This is a genomic window from Streptococcus sp. 596553, from assembly GCF_900411395.1.
Lineage (GTDB): Bacteria > Bacillota > Bacilli > Lactobacillales > Streptococcaceae > Streptococcus > Streptococcus mitis_BA.
Genome location: NZ_OXCQ01000011.1, coordinates 19,280 through 35,068 on the forward strand (window position 1 = coordinate 19,280; position 15,789 = coordinate 35,068).

The following is a 15,789-nucleotide window of genomic DNA, read 5'->3' on the forward strand; positions in this document are numbered from 1 at the left end:
GGAAATATGTTATACTTGTTTTTAAGAAAAAAGTCTCATTGAATTGGTTTTGAGGAGTTAGAAATGAAAGTATTAGTGACAGGTTTTGAGCCCTTTGGAGGGGAAAAGGTTAATCCAGCTTTGGAGGCCATTAAAGGTTTACCAGCTGAAATCCATGATGCTGAGGTCCGTTGGCTAGAGCTGCCGACAGTTTTTCACAAATCGGCTCAAGTATTGGAAGAAGAGATGAGTCGTTATCAACCTGATTTTGTCCTTTGTATTGGGCAAGCAGGTGGAAGATCTAGCTTGACACCTGAACGAGTGGCCATTAACCAAGACGATGCACGCATTCCTGATAACGAAGGTAATCAACCGATTGACCTTCCCATTCGTCCAGACGGTGCCTCGGCCTATTTTAGTAGTTTGCCGATTAAAGCGATGGTTCAAGCTATAAAAAAAGAGGGATTGCCGGCCTCTGTTTCCAATACGGCAGGGACTTTTGTCTGCAATCATTTGATGTATCAAGTCCTCTATTTGGTAGAAAAGAAATTTCCACATGTTAAGGCGGGTTTTATGCATATTCCTTATATGATGGAACAGGTGGTGAATCGACCGACTACCCCAGCTATGAGTTTAGTGGATATTAGGCGAGGGATAGAAGCGGCAATCGGCGCCATTATCGAACATGGAGATCAGGACCTCAAGTTGGTAGGCGGAGAAACTCATTGATAGAAAAAAGCTTGAGGGAAAACCTTCAAGCTTTTGGACGTTTTCGAGCCAATACTGCTCGGTAAAAAATTATTTTATTGATTTGAATGTAGGGTAGGAGTGAGAAACTAGCAATCCCAAAGGTAATCCAATTGAGGAAATACCAAGGAAGGAGTTGTAAGTCTAGGACAAAGCTCTGAAATTTGTAACCTTTCATTAAGAAACGGCTGGTTTTAAGGATTTGTCCTGGTTTGGCTTGTCCCAAGTCTAGAGTGTCACAGAGGAGAAATTCTACCTGAGAATAGGCATAGTATTGTGGAATATAGAGACTATTTCCGACAATCATCAAGAGGATACTTGCTAGAAAATAAAGACCAAAGGTCATGAGGAAACGCTCGGTTTCAACTGATGAGAGATCTAGATTTGGAAACTCAGGATGTAGGGTGACGAATTTTTTGGCTAAAAAGCTACTATAAAATAGGAAGTAAATCCCAAGTAAATTAGGGATACTCCATAAAAAGAGATAGAAACGTTTGAGAAGTAGGGTCAAAAAGGTTTGAGAAAAGCGCTCCTCATCAAAGAGAGCTAGGCTGTTTTTTACAGATGGCTCCGTTTTAGAATCTTTCATGAGTGTCAGTGTTGCATAGACGGAACTGGTCAAAAGAATAGTCCCGATAAAGGAGACTAATAGAGGAAAAAGGTATGCTTGGAATACATGGCCAAACACGCTTAAAACGGGTTGTTCTAAAACACTCTCGTTGATGCGCTCTAAGGGATTGAGGAAGCCAGACAAGATGACCAGTATACTAGGTAAAAGATAGACGAGAAAGAGGCGGGGATTTTCAGCCTGAAAATGTTTTGACTCCTGACGAATTGTTTTTAAATCAATTTTTGGATAGTTCATTCTCTTATTATACCATAGTTCGTGACAGTTCCTACTTTTTTTGATAAAATCATACAGTATGCCCTTGGGCACAAAGTATGAACTGGGACTGTCTTTCCCAGCTTCGGAGGTAAAAAATGTCAGATTCACCAATCAAATATCGTTTGATTAAGAAAGAAAAACACACGGGAGCTCGTCTGGGCGAAATCATCACTCCCCACGGTACCTTCCCGACACCTATGTTTATGCCAGTTGGAACTCAAGCCACTGTCAAAACTCAGTCGCCTGAAGAATTGAAGGAGATGGGTTCGGGAATTATCCTATCAAACACCTATCATCTCTGGCTACGTCCTGGAGATGAACTCATTGCACGCGCAGGCGGTCTCCACAAGTTCATGAACTGGGACCAGCCAATCTTGACGGATAGTGGTGGTTTTCAGGTTTATTCCTTAGCAGATAGCCGTAATATCACAGAAGAAGGGGTAACCTTTAAAAACCATCTCAATGGTTCTAAGATGTTCCTATCACCAGAAAAAGCTATCTCTATTCAGAATAATCTGGGCTCAGACATCATGATGTCCTTTGACGAATGTCCTCAGTTTTATCAACCATACGACTACGTTAAGAAATCAATCGAGCGTACCAGTCGTTGGGCTGAGCGTGGTTTGAAGGCTCACCGTCGTCCACATGACCAAGGTTTGTTTGGGATTGTGCAGGGGGCAGGATTTGAAGACTTGCGTCGCCAATCAGCTCATGACCTTGTCAGCATGGACTTTCCAGGTTACTCTATCGGTGGTTTGGCGGTGGGAGAAACCCACGAAGAGATGAATGCAGTCTTGGACTTTACAACTCAACTGCTGCCTGAAAATAAACCTCGCTATTTGATGGGTGTGGGAGCGCCAGATAGCTTGATTGATGGGGTGATTCGTGGGGTAGATATGTTTGACTGTGTCTTGCCGACTCGTATCGCTCGTAATGGGACTTGTATGACTAGTCAGGGACGTTTGGTTGTCAAAAATGCCCAGTTTGCTGAGGACTTTACACCACTGGATCCTGAATGTGATTGCTACACATGTAAGAACTATACACGCGCTTATCTTCGTCACCTGCTCAAGGCTGATGAAACCTTTGGTATCCGCTTGACTAGCTACCACAATCTTTACTTCTTGCTTAACCTGATGAAGCAAGTGCGACAAGCCATCATGGATGACAATCTCTTGGAATTCCGTGAGTATTTTGTTGAAAAATATGGCTATAATAAGTCAGGGCGTAATTTCTAAAACGGAATAGATATAAGCTAAAAATCCTAAGTTTTCTCTTGGGATTTTTCTTCTTTTTTTGATAGAATAAAGTGTACAATGAAAGGAAGAATAAACTCGTATGCGCATTAAATGGTTTTCCTTGATTAGGATTACAGGTTTACTTTTGGTACTCTTGTATCATTTCTTTCAGACGATCTTTCCTGGAGGATTTTTCGGGGTAGATGTCTTTTTCACATTTTCAGGTTTCCTGATTACAGCTCTACTCATCGAAGAATTTTCTAAAAATCATGAGATTGATTTGATAGGATTTTTTAGGAGACGTTTTTATCGGATTGTGCCACCTGTGGTTTTGATGGTCTTGGTGACCATGCCTTTTACTTTCTTGGTTCGGCAAGATTATGTGGCTGGAATTGGCGGTCAGATTGCGGGTGTTTTAGGCTTTATGACCAACTTCTATGAACTTCTAACAGGTGGGAGTTATGAATCTCAGTTCATTCCTCATTTGTTTGTTCATAATTGGAGCTTGGCCGTTGAGGTTCACTACTATATTCTTTGGGGATTGGCAGTTTGGTTCTTATCCAAACAGGCTAAATCAAATGGTCAGTTGAAGGGGATGGTCTTTCTCTTGTCTGCTGTTGCCTTCTTGATCAGCTTCTTCTCTATGTTTATTGGTAGTTTTCTAGTAACCTCTTATTCCTCTGTTTACTTCTCCAGTTTAACTCATGTCTATCCATTCTTTTTGGGAAGTATCCTAGCAACTATTGTAGGCGTTCGTCAGACGACTTCCCTCGTCAAGCAGTTGGATAAAATCTGGGATTTACGAAAGACCTTGTTGATTTTTGCCGGAGGTTTTGGCTTCTTACTCATTTTGACCTTCTTTGTCAAATTCACTTATCTTTTTGCCTATCTTATAGGCTTCTTGCTTGCCAGTCTTGCAGCTCTTGCTATGATTCTGGCAGTGCGTGTCTTACATGAAAAGACTCCTAACATGCAGGAGCCAAAGATGATCAGCTTTTTAGCAGATACTAGCTATGCAGTTTATCTCTTCCATTGGCCTTTTTATATCATTTTCTCACAGTTGACATCAAATCTTTTTGCTGTGTTACTGACTTTGATTTGTTCTTATGGATTTGCCAGTCTTTCATTTTATGTATTGGAACCTTGGATTGCAGGAAAGAGCACACCTATTTTACAAACTCTTCGTCCCCTGCCTTATATTCAAACAATCCTTGCAACAAGTACAGGAATCTTGGCCTTCATTGTCCTCTTAGTAACTTTGTTGGCACCACAAGTGGGAGCGTTTGAGACAGATTTAACTGTCAATGGCTTGAAGCAAGCTGCAACAAATATTAGCCAGACCAAGGTGATGGCAGAACGGGCAGAAGCTGATAGTTTAGGAATTGCTGATGGTACTATGTTAATTGGTGATTCGGTGGCTCTAAGGGCAAATACAGCTTTGCAGACAGCTCTTCCTGGAGCACAGATTAATGCACAAGTTAGCAGAACAACTAAGACTGCCAATGAAATCATGCTAAATAATAGCCAGAATAAATTTTTACCTAAGATGGTGGTCATTGCGACTGGGGTAAATAATCCTGAAAATTACAAGGAAGATTGGGATAGTATCGTAAAAAATCTTCCTAAGGGCCACCATATGATTTTGGTGACACCTTATGAAGGAGATAAAACAAAAGAGACCTATGCAATCGTTGAGAAGGCTGCTGCCTATATGAGAGAATTGGCAGAGAAGACACCTTATATCACAGTTGCTGATTGGAATCAAGTTGCGAAAGAACATCCAGAAATCTGGGCAGGAACAGACCAAGTCCATTTCGGAAGTGACACTAGCACTATTGAAGCAGGAGCTAAATTGTATGCAGATACGATTGCCACAGCTTTGCAGACGGCTCAAGACAAGCCAGTCAAATCAAAATAACCTGTATTACAGAGAAAAGAGTTGGAGAAATCCAGCTCTTTTAAAATATCTCCGGAAAATAGGTCTATACCATTTACAAATAAAAAAGAAAGGTTTATAATGTAATTGACATAATAAATTGTAGAATCAATCTTTTAAGGAGGTCATTATTATGCCTAATTACGTTAAAGCGGATCAGTTTTTCTATCCATTTGGCATTCGTCGCGGTGGGTACTTAGAACTTGTTGATGGCAAATTTGGGAAACATGTGGATCAAATTCCTGAAGGAGCAGAGGTTCTTGACTATACTGGTTATAGCATTGCACCAGGTCTTGTGGATACTCATATTCATGGATATGCAGGTGTAGATGTGATGGACAACAACATTGAAGGTACATTGCATACTATGAGTGAAGGACTTCTTAGTACCGGTGTTACCAGTTTCTTGCCCACAACTTTAACAGCCACTTATGAGCAATTGCTTGCAGTCACTGAAAATCTTGGAAACCATTATAAAGAAGCAAGTGGTGCTAAGATTCGTGGGATTTATTATGAAGGTCCATATTTCACAGAAACTTTTAAGGGGGCACAAAATCCAACTTATATGAGAGACCCGGGTGTTGAGGAGTTTCATTCTTGGCAGGATGCTGCAAAAGGGATGCTAAATAAGATCGCTATTGCACCAGAACGTGATGGGGTGGAAGATTTTGTACGTACTATTACAGGTGAAGGTGTGACAGTTGCACTTGGACACTCAGATGCGACATTTGAACAAGCTAAGAAGGCAGTTGATGCTGGAGCTAGTGTATGGGTACATGCCTATAATGGGATGCGTGGTTTAACACACCGCGAACTAGGTATGGTAGGAGCTATGTATGAGCTCCCACATACTTACGCAGAATTGATTTGTGATGGTTATCACGTAGATCCAAAAGCTTGTGAGATTTTACTTAAGCAAAAGGGGACAGAAAACATCGCTCTTATTACGGACTGTATGACAGCTGGTGGGCTTGAAGACGGTGACTATATGTTGGGAGAATTCCCTGTTGTAGTAGCAAATGGAACTGCACGTCTCAAATCTACTGGTAATTTGGCAGGTTCTATCCTCAAACTTAAAGACGGTTTGAAAAATGTTGTTGAATGGGGAATTGCGAATCCGCATGAAGCAGTCATGATGGCCAGCCTCAACCCAGCAAAATCTGTTCACATTGATGATGTCTGTGGGCAAATCCGTGAAGGCTACGACGCTGACTTCATCGTATTAGATAAAGATTTGGAATTGGTAGCAACCTACCTAGACGGTGTGAAACGTTATCAAGCATAAGAGAGAAAGCAGAAGTTAGAGATTAGCTTCTGCTTTCTTATCTACATTGCTTTACCGGTAAATGAAAAAGTTAAAAATATCACAAAAAATCTTGAACAAGCAAATGAAAAGGTTTACAATTATATTATAAATAGTACAAATAAAAAAGGAGGAGTGCTTTATGAAAGCCTATACTTATGTTAAACCAGGACTTGCTTCTTTTGTTGATGTAGACAAACCAGTGATTCGCAAGCCAACAGACGCTATTGTACGTATCGTAAAAACTACTATTTGTGGAACAGACCTCCATATTATCAAAGGGGATGTTCCTGCTTGCCAAAGTGGTACCATTCTTGGTCACGAAGGGATTGGGATTGTTGAAGAAGTTGGGGAAGGAGTTTCTAACTTCAAAAAAGGCGATAAGGTCTTGATTTCTTGTGTCTGTGCCTGTGGTAAATGCTACTACTGTAAAAAAGGAATTTATGCCCACTGTGAAGACGAAGGGGGCTGGATTTTCGGTCACTTGATTGATGGTATGCAGGCTGAATATCTACGTGTCCCTCATGCAGATAACACTCTTTACCACACTCCAGAAGACTTGTCAGATGAAGCCTTGGTTATGTTATCAGACATTTTGCCTACTGGGTATGAAATTGGTGTCTTGAAAGGGAAAGTAGAACCTGGTTGTAGTGTAGCCATTATTGGTTCAGGACCAGTTGGTTTAGCAGCTCTTTTGACAGCTCAATTCTATTCACCAGCTAAATTGATTATGGTGGACTTAGACGATAACCGCTTGGAAACTGCTGTATCATTTGGTGCGACTCATAAGGTTAATTCTTCAGATCCTGAAAAAGCCATTAAAGAAATTTATGATTTGACAGATGGACGTGGTGTGGATGTCGCTATTGAAGCTGTTGGTATTCCTGCAACATTTGATTTCTGTCAAAAGATTATCGGTATAGACGGAACAGTTGCCAACTGTGGTGTACATGGTAAACCAGTTGAATTCGATTTAGACAAACTTTGGATTCGCAACATCAATGTAACAACCGGTTTGGTATCTACAAATACCACTCCACAATTGTTGAAAGCTCTTGAAAGTCATAAGATTGAACCAGAAAAATTGGTAACTCACTATTTCAAACTCAGTGAAATTGAAAAAGCCTATGAAGTTTTCAGTAAGGCAGCAGACCACCATGCCATTAAGGTTATTATCGAAAACGATATTTCTGAAGCCTAGGTAGTAAAAAGATTTTGGAACACAAGTAAATAGAAATTCAGTTATCCATCAGATGACTGGATTTTTTATCAAAAAATTAAGAAATGAGCATATTTCTTTCCTTGTTTGGCGGAATTGGTTATAATATACGGTACAAAGGAATGAATGAATATGTATCGTGTTATAGAAATGTACGGAGATTTTGAACCGTGGTGGTTCTTAGAAGGTTGGGAAGAAGATATTGTAGCTAGTAAGAAATTTGACCAGTATTATGATGCTCTCAAATACTACAAAACTTGCTGGTTTAAATTAGAACAAGAATCTCCTCTTTATAAAAGTAGAAGTGATTTGATGACCATTTTTTGGGATCCAGAAGACCAACGCTGGTGTGATGAATGTGATGAGTATTTACAACAATACCATTCTTTGGCTCTTTTACAGGATGAGCAGGTTATTCCAGATGAAAAACTACGCCCAGGCTATGAAAAACAAACCGGTAAGGAAAGGCACCGTTCTTGCCGTATGAAATTAAAATAGAGAAAAAGTAACTTTTTTGGAGTTGCTTTTTTTATTTTTCCAAATCTTTGCGAATAGTATAGGTGAGGAGGTAAGTATGGTTCAAGAAATTGCACAAGAAATCATTCGTTCGGCTCGGAAAAAAGGAGCGCAAGACATTTATTTTGTCCCCAAGTTAGACGCCTATGAGCTTTATATGAGGGTGGGAGACGAGCGCTGTAGAATTGGTTGTTATGATTTTGAAAAGTTTGCGGCCGTCATCAGCCACTTCAAGTTTGTGGCGGGTATGAATGTGGGAGAAAAGCGACGTAGTCAACTGGGTTCCTGTGATTATGCCTATGACCAGAAGATGGCATCTCTACGTCTATCTACTGTAGGCGATTATCGAGGGCACGAGAGTTTAGTTATTCGCTTGTTGCATGATGAGGAGCAGGATTTGCATTTTTGGTTTCAGGATATTGAAGAACTGGGCAAGCAGTACAGGCAACGGGGACTCTATCTTTTTGCTGGTCCAGTCGGAAGTGGCAAGACAACCTTGATGCACGAATTGGCTAAATCTCTCTTTAAAGGGCAACAAGTCATGTCCATCGAAGACCCTGTAGAAATCAAGCAGGACGACATGCTCCAGTTGCAGTTGAACGAAGCAATCGGGTTGACCTATGAAAATCTAATCAAACTTTCCTTGCGTCATCGACCAGATCTCTTGATTATCGGAGAAATTCGTGACAGCGAGACGGCGCGTGCAGTGGTCAGAGCTAGTTTGACAGGGGCGACAGTCTTTTCAACCATTCACGCCAAGAGTATTCGAGGTGTTTATGAGCGCCTGTTGGAGTTGGGTGTGAGTGAGGAGGAATTGGCAGTCGTTCTGCAAGGAGTCTGCTATCAGAGATTAATCGGGGGAGGAGGAATCGTTGACTTTGCCAACAAAGACTATCAAGAACACCAGCCAACTAGCTGGAATGAACAGATTGACCAGCTTCTTAAAGATGGACATATCACAAGTCTTCAGGCTGAAACGGAAAAAATTAGCTACAGCTAAGCAAAAAAATATCATCACCTTGTTTAACAATCTCTTTTCCAGTGGTTTTCATCTGGTGGAGACCATCTCCTTTTTAGATAGGAGTGCCTTATTGGACAAGCAGTGTGTGACCCAGATGCGCACGGGCTTGTCTCAAGGGAAATCATTCTCAGAAATGATGGAAAGTTTGGGCTTTTCAAGTGCCATTGTCACTCAGTTATCCCTAGCGGAAGTCCATGGAAATCTCCACCTGAGTTTGGGAAAGATAGAAGAATATCTAGACAATCTGGCCAAGGTAAAGAAAAAATTAATTGAAGTAGCGACCTATCCCTTGATTTTGCTGGGTTTTCTTCTCTTAATTATGCTGGGACTACGGAACTATCTACTACCACAACTGGATAGCAGCAATATTGCCACCCAAATTATCGGAAATCTGCCACAAATCTTTCTAGGAATGGTAGGGTTTGTTTCAGTAGGTGTCCTTTTAGCACTCACTTTTTATAAAAGAAGTTCTAAGATGCGTGTCTTTTCTATCTTAGCACGCCTTCCCTTTTTTGGAATCTTTGTGCAGACTTATTTGACAGCCTATTATGCGCGTGAGTGGGGGAATATGATTTCGCAGGGAATGGAGTTGACGCAGATTTTTCAGATGATGCAGGAACAAGGTTCCCAGCTCTTTAAAGAAATCGGTCAAGATTTGGCTCATGCTCTCCAAAATGGTCGAGAATTTTCTCAAACTATAGGAACCTATCCTTTCTTTAGGAAGGAATTGAGTCTCATCATCGAGTATGGGGAAGTCAAGTCCAAGCTGGGTAGTGAGTTGGAAATCTATGCTGAAAAAACTTGGGAAGCCTTTTTTACCCGAGTCAACCGCACCATGAATTTGGTGCAGCCACTGGTCTTTATCTTTGTGGCTCTGATTATCGTTTTACTTTATGCGGCAATGCTCATGCCCATGTATCACAATATGGAGGTAAATTTTTAAAATGAAAAAAATGATGACATTCTTGAAAAAAGTGAAAGTGAAGGCTTTCACACTTGTGGAAATGTTGGTGGTCTTGCTCATCATCAGCGTGCTTCTCTTGCTCTTTGTACCTAATCTGACCAAACAAAAAGAAGCAGTCAACGACAAAGGAAAAGCTGCTGTTGTTAAGGTGGTGGAAAGCCAGGCAGAGCTTTATAGCTTGGATAAAAATGAAGATGCTAGCCTAAGCAAGTTACAAGCAGATGGGCGAATCACAGAAGAACAGGCTAAAGCTTATAAAGAATACCATGCTAAACAAAATACCAGTCAAACCGTTGCAGATTAAGGCCTTTACCATGCTGGAAAGTCTCTTGGTTTTGGGACTTGTGAGTATCGTAGCCTTGGGCTTGTCAGGCTCTGTTCAGTCCACTTTTGCAGCGGTAGAGGAGCAGATTTTCTTTATGGAGTTTGAAGAACTCTATCGGGAAACCCAAAAACGCAGTGTAGCTAGTCAGCAAAAGACTAGTCTAAACTTAGATGGGCAGACAATCAGTAATGGCAGTCAAAAGTTGACAGTTCCTAAAGGAATTCAGGCACCATCGGGACAAAGTATCACATTTGACCGAACTGGGGGCAATTCGTCCCTGGCTAAGGTTGAATTTCAGACCAGTAAAGGAATGATTCGCTATCAGTTATATCTAGGAAATGGAAAAATTAAACGCATTAAGGAAACAAAAAATTAGGGCAGTGATTTTACTGGAAGCAGTGGTCGCTCTAGCTATCTTTGCCAGCATTGCGACCCTCCTTTTGGGACAAATTCAGAAAAATAGGCAAGAGGAAGCAAAAATCTTGCAAAAGGAAGAAGTTGTGCGTGTCGCTAAGATGGCCTTGCAGACAGGTCAAAATCAGGTAAACATAAATGGAGTTGAGATTCAGGTGTTTTCTAGCGAAAAGGGATTGGAGGTTTATCATGGTTCAGAACAGTTGTTGGCTATCAGAGAGCCATAAGGTTAAGGCTTTTACCTTATTAGAATCCCTGATTGCCCTCATTGTCATCAGTGGAAGCTTACTCCTCTTTCGAGCCATGAGTCAGCTCCTCATTTCAGAAGTCCGCTACCAGCAACAAAGCGAACAAAAAGAGTGGCTCTTGTTTGTGGACCAGCTGGAGGCAGAATTAGACCGTTCGCAGTTTGAAAAAGTGGAAGACAATCGCATTTATATGAAGCAGGATGGCAAGGACATCGCCATCGGTAAGTCAAAGTCAGACGATTTTCGGAAAACCGATGCCAGTGGACGGGGTTATCAGCCTATGGTTTATGGTCTCAAATCTGCGCAGATTACAGAGGACAATCAACTGGTGCGCTTTCGTTTTCAATTCCAAAAAGGCTTAGAAAGGGAGTTCATCTATCGTGTGGAAAAAGAAAAAAGTTAAGGCAGGTGTTCTCCTCTATGCAGTCAGCATGGCAGCCATTTTTAGTCTTTTGTTACAATTTTACTTGAACCGACAAGTCGCCCACTATCAAGACTATGCTTTGAATAAAGAAAAACTGATTGCTTTTGCCATGGCTAAACGAACCAAGGATAAAGCCGAGCAAGAAAGCGGGGAACAGGTCTTTAATCTGGGTCAGGTAAGCTATCAAAACAAGAAAACAAACTTGGTGACAAGGGTTCGTACGCCTAAGAGACAATATGAATTCATCTTTCCTTCAGTCAAAATCAAAGAAGAGAAAAAGGATAAAAAGGAAGAGGTAGCGACCGATTCAAGCGAAAAAGCGGAGAAGAAAAAATCAGAAGAGAAGCCTGAAAAGAAAGAGAATTCCTAGCTAATCAAGCTACTTTGTGCTAAACTAAAAATATGAAACATGATTTTAACCACAAAGCAGAAACTTTCGATTCCCCTAAAAATATCTTTCTTGCAAACTTGGTTTGTCAAGCAGTCGAGAAACAGATTGATCTTCTATCAGACAAAGAAATTTTGGATTTCGGTGGAGGGACGGGGCTATTAGCCTTGCCTCTGGCCAAACAAGCAAAGTCTGTAACATTGGTGGATATTTCAGAGAAAATGCTGGAGCAAGCTCGTTTGAAAGCGGAGCGACAAGACATCAAGAATATCCAGTTTTTGGAGCAAGATTTATTGAAAAATCCCTTGGAGCAGCAATTTGACCTCATTGTTGTTTGTCGGGTTCTTCATCATATGCCTGATTTGGATGCGGCTCTCTCACTGTTTCATCAACATTTGAAGGAAGATGGACAACTCCTCGTTGCTGATTTTATCAAGACAGAAGCTAACCATCATGGATTTGATTTAGCTGAACTGGAAAACAGGCTAATTGAGCATGGTTTTTCATCTGTGCATAGTCAGATCCTCTATAGCGCTGAAGACCTGTTTCAAGGAAATTATTCAGAACTCTTTTTTACAGTAGCCCAAAAATCACTCGCCTAGTCAGGGAGTGATTTTTCTATAAGGATGGAAAAAAGAAGGGAAATTTGATAAGATAGGAATATGGATTTTGAAAAAATTGAACAAGCTTATACGTATTTACTAGAGAATGTCCAAGTCATTCAAAGTGATTTGGCGACCAACTTTTATGACGCCTTGGTGGAGCAAAATAGCATCTATCTGGACGGTGAAACTGAGCTAGAGCAGGTCAAAGGGAACAATCAAGCTCTTAAGCGTTTAGCGCTTCGCAAAGAAGAATGGCTCAAGACCTACCAATTTCTCTTGATGAAGGCTGGGCAAACAGAACCCTTGCAGGCAAATCACCAGTTTACACCAGATGCTATGGCTTTACTTTTGGTGTTTATTGTGGAAGAGTTGTTTAAAGAGGAAGAAATCACTATCCTCGAAATGGGTTCTGGCATGGGAATTCTGGGCGCTACTTTCTTGACCTCGCTTGATAAAAAGGTGGATTACTTGGGAATGGAAGTGGATGATTTGCTGATTGATTTGGCAGCAAGCATGGCAGATGTAATTGGTTTGCAGGCTGGCTTTGTCCAAGGAGATGCCGTTCGTCCACAAATGCTCAAAGAAAGTGATGTGGTCATCAGCGACTTGCCTGTTGGCTATTATCCTGATGATGCCGTTGCGTCGCGCCATCAAGTTGCTTCTAGTCAAGAACATACTTACGCCCATCACTTGCTCATGGAACAAGGGCTTAAGTACCTCAAGTCAGATGGATATGCTATTTTTCTCGCTCCGAGTGATTTGTTGACCAGCCCTCAAAGTGATTTGTTGAAAGGCTGGTTGAAAGAGGAGGCAAGTCTGGTTGCTATCATCAGTCTGCCTGAAAATCTCTTTGCTAATGCCAACCAATCTAAGACTATTTTTATCTTACAGAAGAAAAATGAAATAGCAGTAGAGCCTTTTGTTTATCCACTTGCTAGCTTGCAAGATGCAAGTGTTTTAATGAAATTTAAAGAAAATTTTCAAAAATGGACTCAAGGTACTGAAATATAAAATAGATTTTGTTATAATAGTTGAAAACGCTTAAAAGAGGTAATTGATAATGACAAAAACAATCGCAATCAATGCAGGAAGTTCAAGTTTGAAATGGCAATTATACTTAATGCCAGAAGAAAAAGTATTGGCGAAAGGTTTGATTGAACGTATCGGTTTGAAAGATTCAATTTCAACTGTAAAATTTGATGGCCGTTCTGAACAACAAATTTTGGATATCGAAAATCACACACAAGCTGTTAAAATCTTATTGGATGACTTGATTCGTTTCGATATTATCAAGGCTTATGACGAGATTACAGGTGTTGGTCACCGTGTTGTTGCAGGTGGAGAATATTTCAAAGAATCAACAGTCGTTGAAGGAGATGTTTTAGAAAAAGTTGAAGAGTTGAGCTTGTTGGCTCCTCTTCACAATCCAGCCAATGCGGCAGGTGTTCGTGCTTTCAAGGAATTGTTGCCAGACATTACGAGTGTAGTTGTTTTTGATACTTCCTTCCACACAAGTATGCCAGAGAAAGCTTATCGCTACCCTCTACCAACAAAATATTACACAGAAAACAAGGTGCGTAAATATGGTGCCCACGGTACAAGTCACCAGTTTGTAGCAGGAGAAGCAGCAAAACTCTTGGGCCGTCCATTAGAGGACTTGAAATTGATTACTTGCCACATCGGTAATGGTGCTTCTATTACAGCTGTTAAGGATGGTCAATCTGTCGATACTTCAATGGGCTTCACTCCACTTGGTGGTGTGATGATGGGTACTCGTACAGGAGATATTGACCCAGCTATCATTCCTTATTTAATGCAATATACAGAGGATTTTAACACGCCTGAAGACATTAGTCGCGTCCTTAATCGTGAATCAGGTCTTTTGGGAGTTTCTGCTAATTCTAGTGATATGCGTGATGTGATTGCTGCGAAAGAAGCAGGAGATCATGATGCTAGCTTGGCTTATGAAATGTATGTTGACCGTATCCAAAAACATATCGGTCAATACCTCGCAGTCCTAAACGGAGCAGATGCTATTATCTTTACAGCGGGTGTAGGAGAAAATGCAACCGATGTACGTGAAGATGTTATTTCAGGTATCTCTTGGTTTGGCTGTGATGTTGATCCAGAAAAGAATGTCTTTGGTGTGACAGGAGACATCTCAACAGATGCAGCGAAGATCCGTGTATTGGTTATTCCAACAGATGAAGAATTGGTCATTGCCCGTGATGTTGAACGCTTGAAAAAATAACTAAAATCAGAAAAATATTCCGTACAAGGAGTTGGGAAAGAGATTTTCCGGCTCCTTTTTCTGATGAAATTGTCCAAAACCTTGCTATGATTGGCTTTTTTGAAAAATATGGTATAATAGTAGTAATTTAATAGATGGAGTTGAGTTTTGAAGAAAAACTTTCGTGTAAAAAGAGAGAAAGATTTTAAGGCAATTTTCAAGGAAGGGACAAGTTTTGCTAATCGCAAATTTGTTGTCTACCAATTAGAAAACCAGAAAAACCATTTTCGAGTAGGTCTATCAGTTAGCAAAAAGCTGGGGAATGCCGTCACTAGAAATCAAATCAAGCGACGAATTAGACATATTATCCAGAATGCAAAAGGGAGTCTGGTAGAAGATGTAGACTTTGTTGTCATTGCTCGAAAAGGGGTTGAAACCTTGGAATACGCAGAGATGGAGAAAAATCTACTCCATGTATTAAAATTATCAAAGATTTACCGGGAAGGAAATGGGAGTGAAAAAGAAACTAAAGTTGACTAGTTTGCTAGGACTGTCTCTGTTAATCATGACAGCCTGTGCGACTAATGGGGCAACTAGTGATATTACAGCCGATTCGGCTGATTTTTGGAGTAAATTTGTTTACTCCTTTGCGGAAATCATTCGCTTTTTATCGTTTGATATCAGTATCGGAGTGGGGATTATTCTCTTTACGGTCTTGATTCGTACAGTGCTCTTGCCAGTCTTCCAAGTGCAAATGGTGGCTTCTAGGAAAATGCAGGAAGCTCAGCCACGCATTAAGGCGCTTCGAGAACAATATCCAGGTCGAGATATGGAAAGCAGAACCAAGCTAGAGCAGGAAATGCGTAAAGTCTTTAAAGAAATGGGTGTCAGACAGTCAGATTCTCTTTGGCCGATTTTGATTCAGATGCCGGTTATTTTAGCCTTGTTCCAAGCTCTATCAAGAGTTGACTTTTTGAAGACAGGTCATTTCTTATGGATTAACCTTGGTGGTGTAGATACAACCCTTGTTCTTCCGATTTTAGCAGCAGTATTCACCTTTTTAAGTACTTGGTTGTCCAACAAAGCCTTGTCTGAGCGTAATGGGGCTACGACTGCGATGATGTATGGGATTCCAGTCTTGATTTTTATCTTTGCAGTTTATGCACCAGGTGGAGTCGCCCTATACTGGACAGTGTCCAATGCTTACCAAGTCTTGCAAACCTATTTCTTGAACAATCCATTCAAGATTATCGCAGAGCGCAAGGCTCTAGTACAGGCACAAAAAGATTTGGAAAATAGAAAAAGAAAAGCCAAGAAAAAGGCTCAGAAAACGAAATAATAAGGAG

At 40.8% G+C, this 15,789-nt stretch carries 19 protein-coding genes; 18 read left to right on the plus strand and 1 reads right to left on the minus strand.

The genetic code is table 11. The features are described 5' to 3' along the window. The first annotated feature begins 63 nt into the window (after nt 1-63). A complete protein-coding gene (gene pcp / locus DSY56_RS09650) occupies nt 64-708 on the plus strand; it encodes a pyroglutamyl-peptidase I (RefSeq protein ID WP_112445346.1) in 645 nt (214 codons plus the stop codon). A 25-nt stretch (nt 709-733) separates the two neighbouring features. Here the strand turns inward: pcp and DSY56_RS09655 are convergent, their stop codons facing one another. Beyond that, complete coding sequence (locus DSY56_RS09655; RefSeq protein WP_112445349.1) at nt 734-1,591, minus strand: DUF975 family protein; 858 nt, start codon at nt 1,589-1,591, stop codon at nt 734-736. A 116-nt stretch (nt 1,592-1,707) separates the two neighbouring features. Between DSY56_RS09655 and tgt the strand changes: the two genes are divergently transcribed. The 17 genes from tgt to DSY56_RS09740 all read left to right on the plus strand — a co-directional run bounded on the left by tgt (nt 1,708) and on the right by DSY56_RS09740 (nt 15,782). Further along, complete coding sequence (tgt, locus tag DSY56_RS09660; protein ID WP_001285237.1) at nt 1,708-2,850, plus strand: tRNA guanosine(34) transglycosylase Tgt; 1,143 nt, start codon at nt 1,708-1,710, stop codon at nt 2,848-2,850. A gap of 100 nt (nt 2,851-2,950) precedes the next feature. Next, a complete protein-coding gene (locus tag DSY56_RS09665) occupies nt 2,951-4,768 on the plus strand; it encodes an acyltransferase family protein (RefSeq protein ID WP_112445351.1) in 1,818 nt (605 codons plus the stop codon). Nucleotides 4,769-4,919: 151 nt separating this feature from the next. Beyond that, nucleotides 4,920-6,071 carry an N-acetylglucosamine-6-phosphate deacetylase gene (nagA, locus tag DSY56_RS09670; protein ID WP_112445353.1) on the plus strand — a complete coding sequence of 384 codons (1,152 nt, stop codon included), beginning with the start codon at nt 4,920-4,922 and terminating at the stop codon, nt 6,069-6,071. Between the two features lie 160 nt (nt 6,072-6,231). Next, entirely contained in the window at nt 6,232-7,290 is a 1,059-nt protein-coding gene (locus tag DSY56_RS09675; protein ID WP_049510020.1) for a zinc-dependent alcohol dehydrogenase family protein, read from the plus strand. Nucleotides 7,291-7,440: 150 nt separating this feature from the next. Further along, nucleotides 7,441-7,806: a DUF1033 family protein gene (locus DSY56_RS09680; RefSeq protein ID WP_045606653.1), complete on the plus strand. Its 366-nt coding sequence runs from the start codon at nt 7,441-7,443 to the stop codon at nt 7,804-7,806. A gap of 76 nt (nt 7,807-7,882) precedes the next feature. Continuing rightward, nucleotides 7,883-8,824, plus strand: coding sequence for a competence type IV pilus ATPase ComGA (comGA, locus tag DSY56_RS09685; protein WP_112445355.1), 942 nt, complete (start codon nt 7,883-7,885; stop codon nt 8,822-8,824). Then, nucleotides 8,772-9,788 (plus strand): competence type IV pilus assembly protein ComGB, encoded by a 1,017-nt coding sequence (gene comGB, locus DSY56_RS09690; RefSeq protein WP_112445357.1) that lies wholly within the window; start codon nt 8,772-8,774, stop codon nt 9,786-9,788. The genes comGA and comGB overlap by 53 nt, the downstream gene beginning before the upstream one ends. Nucleotide 9,789: 1 nt before the next feature. Further along, entirely contained in the window at nt 9,790-10,113 is a 324-nt protein-coding gene (gene comGC / locus DSY56_RS09695) for a comG operon protein ComGC (protein WP_112445359.1), read from the plus strand. Further along, nucleotides 10,076-10,510 carry a competence type IV pilus minor pilin ComGD gene (gene comGD, locus DSY56_RS09700; protein ID WP_164226418.1) on the plus strand — a complete coding sequence of 145 codons (435 nt, stop codon included), beginning with the start codon at nt 10,076-10,078 and terminating at the stop codon, nt 10,508-10,510. Before comGC ends, comGD begins: the two co-directional genes overlap by 38 nt. Further along, nucleotides 10,473-10,775: a competence type IV pilus minor pilin ComGE gene (comGE, locus tag DSY56_RS09705; RefSeq protein WP_191994109.1), complete on the plus strand. Its 303-nt coding sequence runs from the start codon at nt 10,473-10,475 to the stop codon at nt 10,773-10,775. Before comGD ends, comGE begins: the two co-directional genes overlap by 38 nt. Next, on the plus strand, nt 10,738-11,199 hold the full coding sequence (gene comGF / locus DSY56_RS09710) for a competence type IV pilus minor pilin ComGF (RefSeq protein WP_112445365.1): 462 nt from the start codon (nt 10,738-10,740) through the stop codon (nt 11,197-11,199). Before comGE ends, comGF begins: the two co-directional genes overlap by 38 nt. Beyond that, nucleotides 11,177-11,590 carry a competence type IV pilus minor pilin ComGG gene (gene comGG, locus DSY56_RS09715; RefSeq protein ID WP_112445367.1) on the plus strand — a complete coding sequence of 138 codons (414 nt, stop codon included), beginning with the start codon at nt 11,177-11,179 and terminating at the stop codon, nt 11,588-11,590. Before comGF ends, comGG begins: the two co-directional genes overlap by 23 nt. 32 nt (nt 11,591-11,622) lie before the next feature. Next, complete coding sequence (locus DSY56_RS09720) at nt 11,623-12,210, plus strand: class I SAM-dependent methyltransferase (protein ID WP_164226417.1); 588 nt, start codon at nt 11,623-11,625, stop codon at nt 12,208-12,210. A gap of 60 nt (nt 12,211-12,270) precedes the next feature. After that, nucleotides 12,271-13,224, plus strand: coding sequence for a class I SAM-dependent methyltransferase (locus DSY56_RS09725; RefSeq protein WP_112445369.1), 954 nt, complete (start codon nt 12,271-12,273; stop codon nt 13,222-13,224). Nucleotides 13,225-13,273: 49 nt separating this feature from the next. Next, nucleotides 13,274-14,464, plus strand: a complete 1,191-nt coding sequence (locus DSY56_RS09730) for an acetate kinase (protein ID WP_112445371.1) — start codon at nt 13,274-13,276, stop codon at nt 14,462-14,464. A 147-nt stretch (nt 14,465-14,611) separates the two neighbouring features. Next, nucleotides 14,612-14,983 (plus strand): ribonuclease P protein component, encoded by a 372-nt coding sequence (gene rnpA, locus DSY56_RS09735; RefSeq protein ID WP_112445373.1) that lies wholly within the window; start codon nt 14,612-14,614, stop codon nt 14,981-14,983. Further along, nucleotides 14,958-15,782, plus strand: a complete 825-nt coding sequence (locus DSY56_RS09740; protein WP_200832434.1) for a membrane protein insertase YidC — start codon at nt 14,958-14,960, stop codon at nt 15,780-15,782. Before rnpA ends, DSY56_RS09740 begins: the two co-directional genes overlap by 26 nt. Nucleotides 15,783-15,789 lie beyond the last annotated feature (7 nt).

Bases quoted from the DNA above. Each gene is read 5' to 3' on its own strand.
- DSY56_RS09680 (WP_045606653.1), top strand. From the start codon at position 7,441: ATGTATCGTGTTATAGAAATGTACGGAGATTTTGAACCGTGGTGGTTC.
- nagA (WP_112445353.1), top strand. From the start codon at position 4,920: ATGCCTAATTACGTTAAAGCGGATCAGTTTTTCTATCCATTTGGCATT.
- DSY56_RS09725 (WP_112445369.1), top strand. From the start codon at position 12,271: ATGGATTTTGAAAAAATTGAACAAGCTTATACGTATTTACTAGAGAAT.
- DSY56_RS09655 (WP_112445349.1), bottom strand. From the start codon at position 1,591: ATGAACTATCCAAAAATTGATTTAAAAACAATTCGTCAGGAGTCAAAA.
- comGF (WP_112445365.1), top strand. From the start codon at position 10,738: ATGGTTCAGAACAGTTGTTGGCTATCAGAGAGCCATAAGGTTAAGGCT.
- DSY56_RS09665 (WP_112445351.1), top strand. From the start codon at position 2,951: ATGCGCATTAAATGGTTTTCCTTGATTAGGATTACAGGTTTACTTTTG.
- comGC (WP_112445359.1), top strand. From the start codon at position 9,790: ATGAAAAAAATGATGACATTCTTGAAAAAAGTGAAAGTGAAGGCTTTC.
- DSY56_RS09730 (WP_112445371.1), top strand. From the start codon at position 13,274: ATGACAAAAACAATCGCAATCAATGCAGGAAGTTCAAGTTTGAAATGG.
- comGE (WP_191994109.1), top strand. From the start codon at position 10,473: ATGGAAAAATTAAACGCATTAAGGAAACAAAAAATTAGGGCAGTGATT.
- tgt (WP_001285237.1), top strand. From the start codon at position 1,708: ATGTCAGATTCACCAATCAAATATCGTTTGATTAAGAAAGAAAAACAC.
- DSY56_RS09675 (WP_049510020.1), top strand. From the start codon at position 6,232: ATGAAAGCCTATACTTATGTTAAACCAGGACTTGCTTCTTTTGTTGAT.
- DSY56_RS09720 (WP_164226417.1), top strand. From the start codon at position 11,623: ATGAAACATGATTTTAACCACAAAGCAGAAACTTTCGATTCCCCTAAA.
- comGB (WP_112445357.1), top strand. From the start codon at position 8,772: ATGGACATATCACAAGTCTTCAGGCTGAAACGGAAAAAATTAGCTACA.
- comGA (WP_112445355.1), top strand. From the start codon at position 7,883: ATGGTTCAAGAAATTGCACAAGAAATCATTCGTTCGGCTCGGAAAAAA.
- comGD (WP_164226418.1), top strand. From the start codon at position 10,076: ATGCTAAACAAAATACCAGTCAAACCGTTGCAGATTAAGGCCTTTACC.
- pcp (WP_112445346.1), top strand. From the start codon at position 64: ATGAAAGTATTAGTGACAGGTTTTGAGCCCTTTGGAGGGGAAAAGGTT.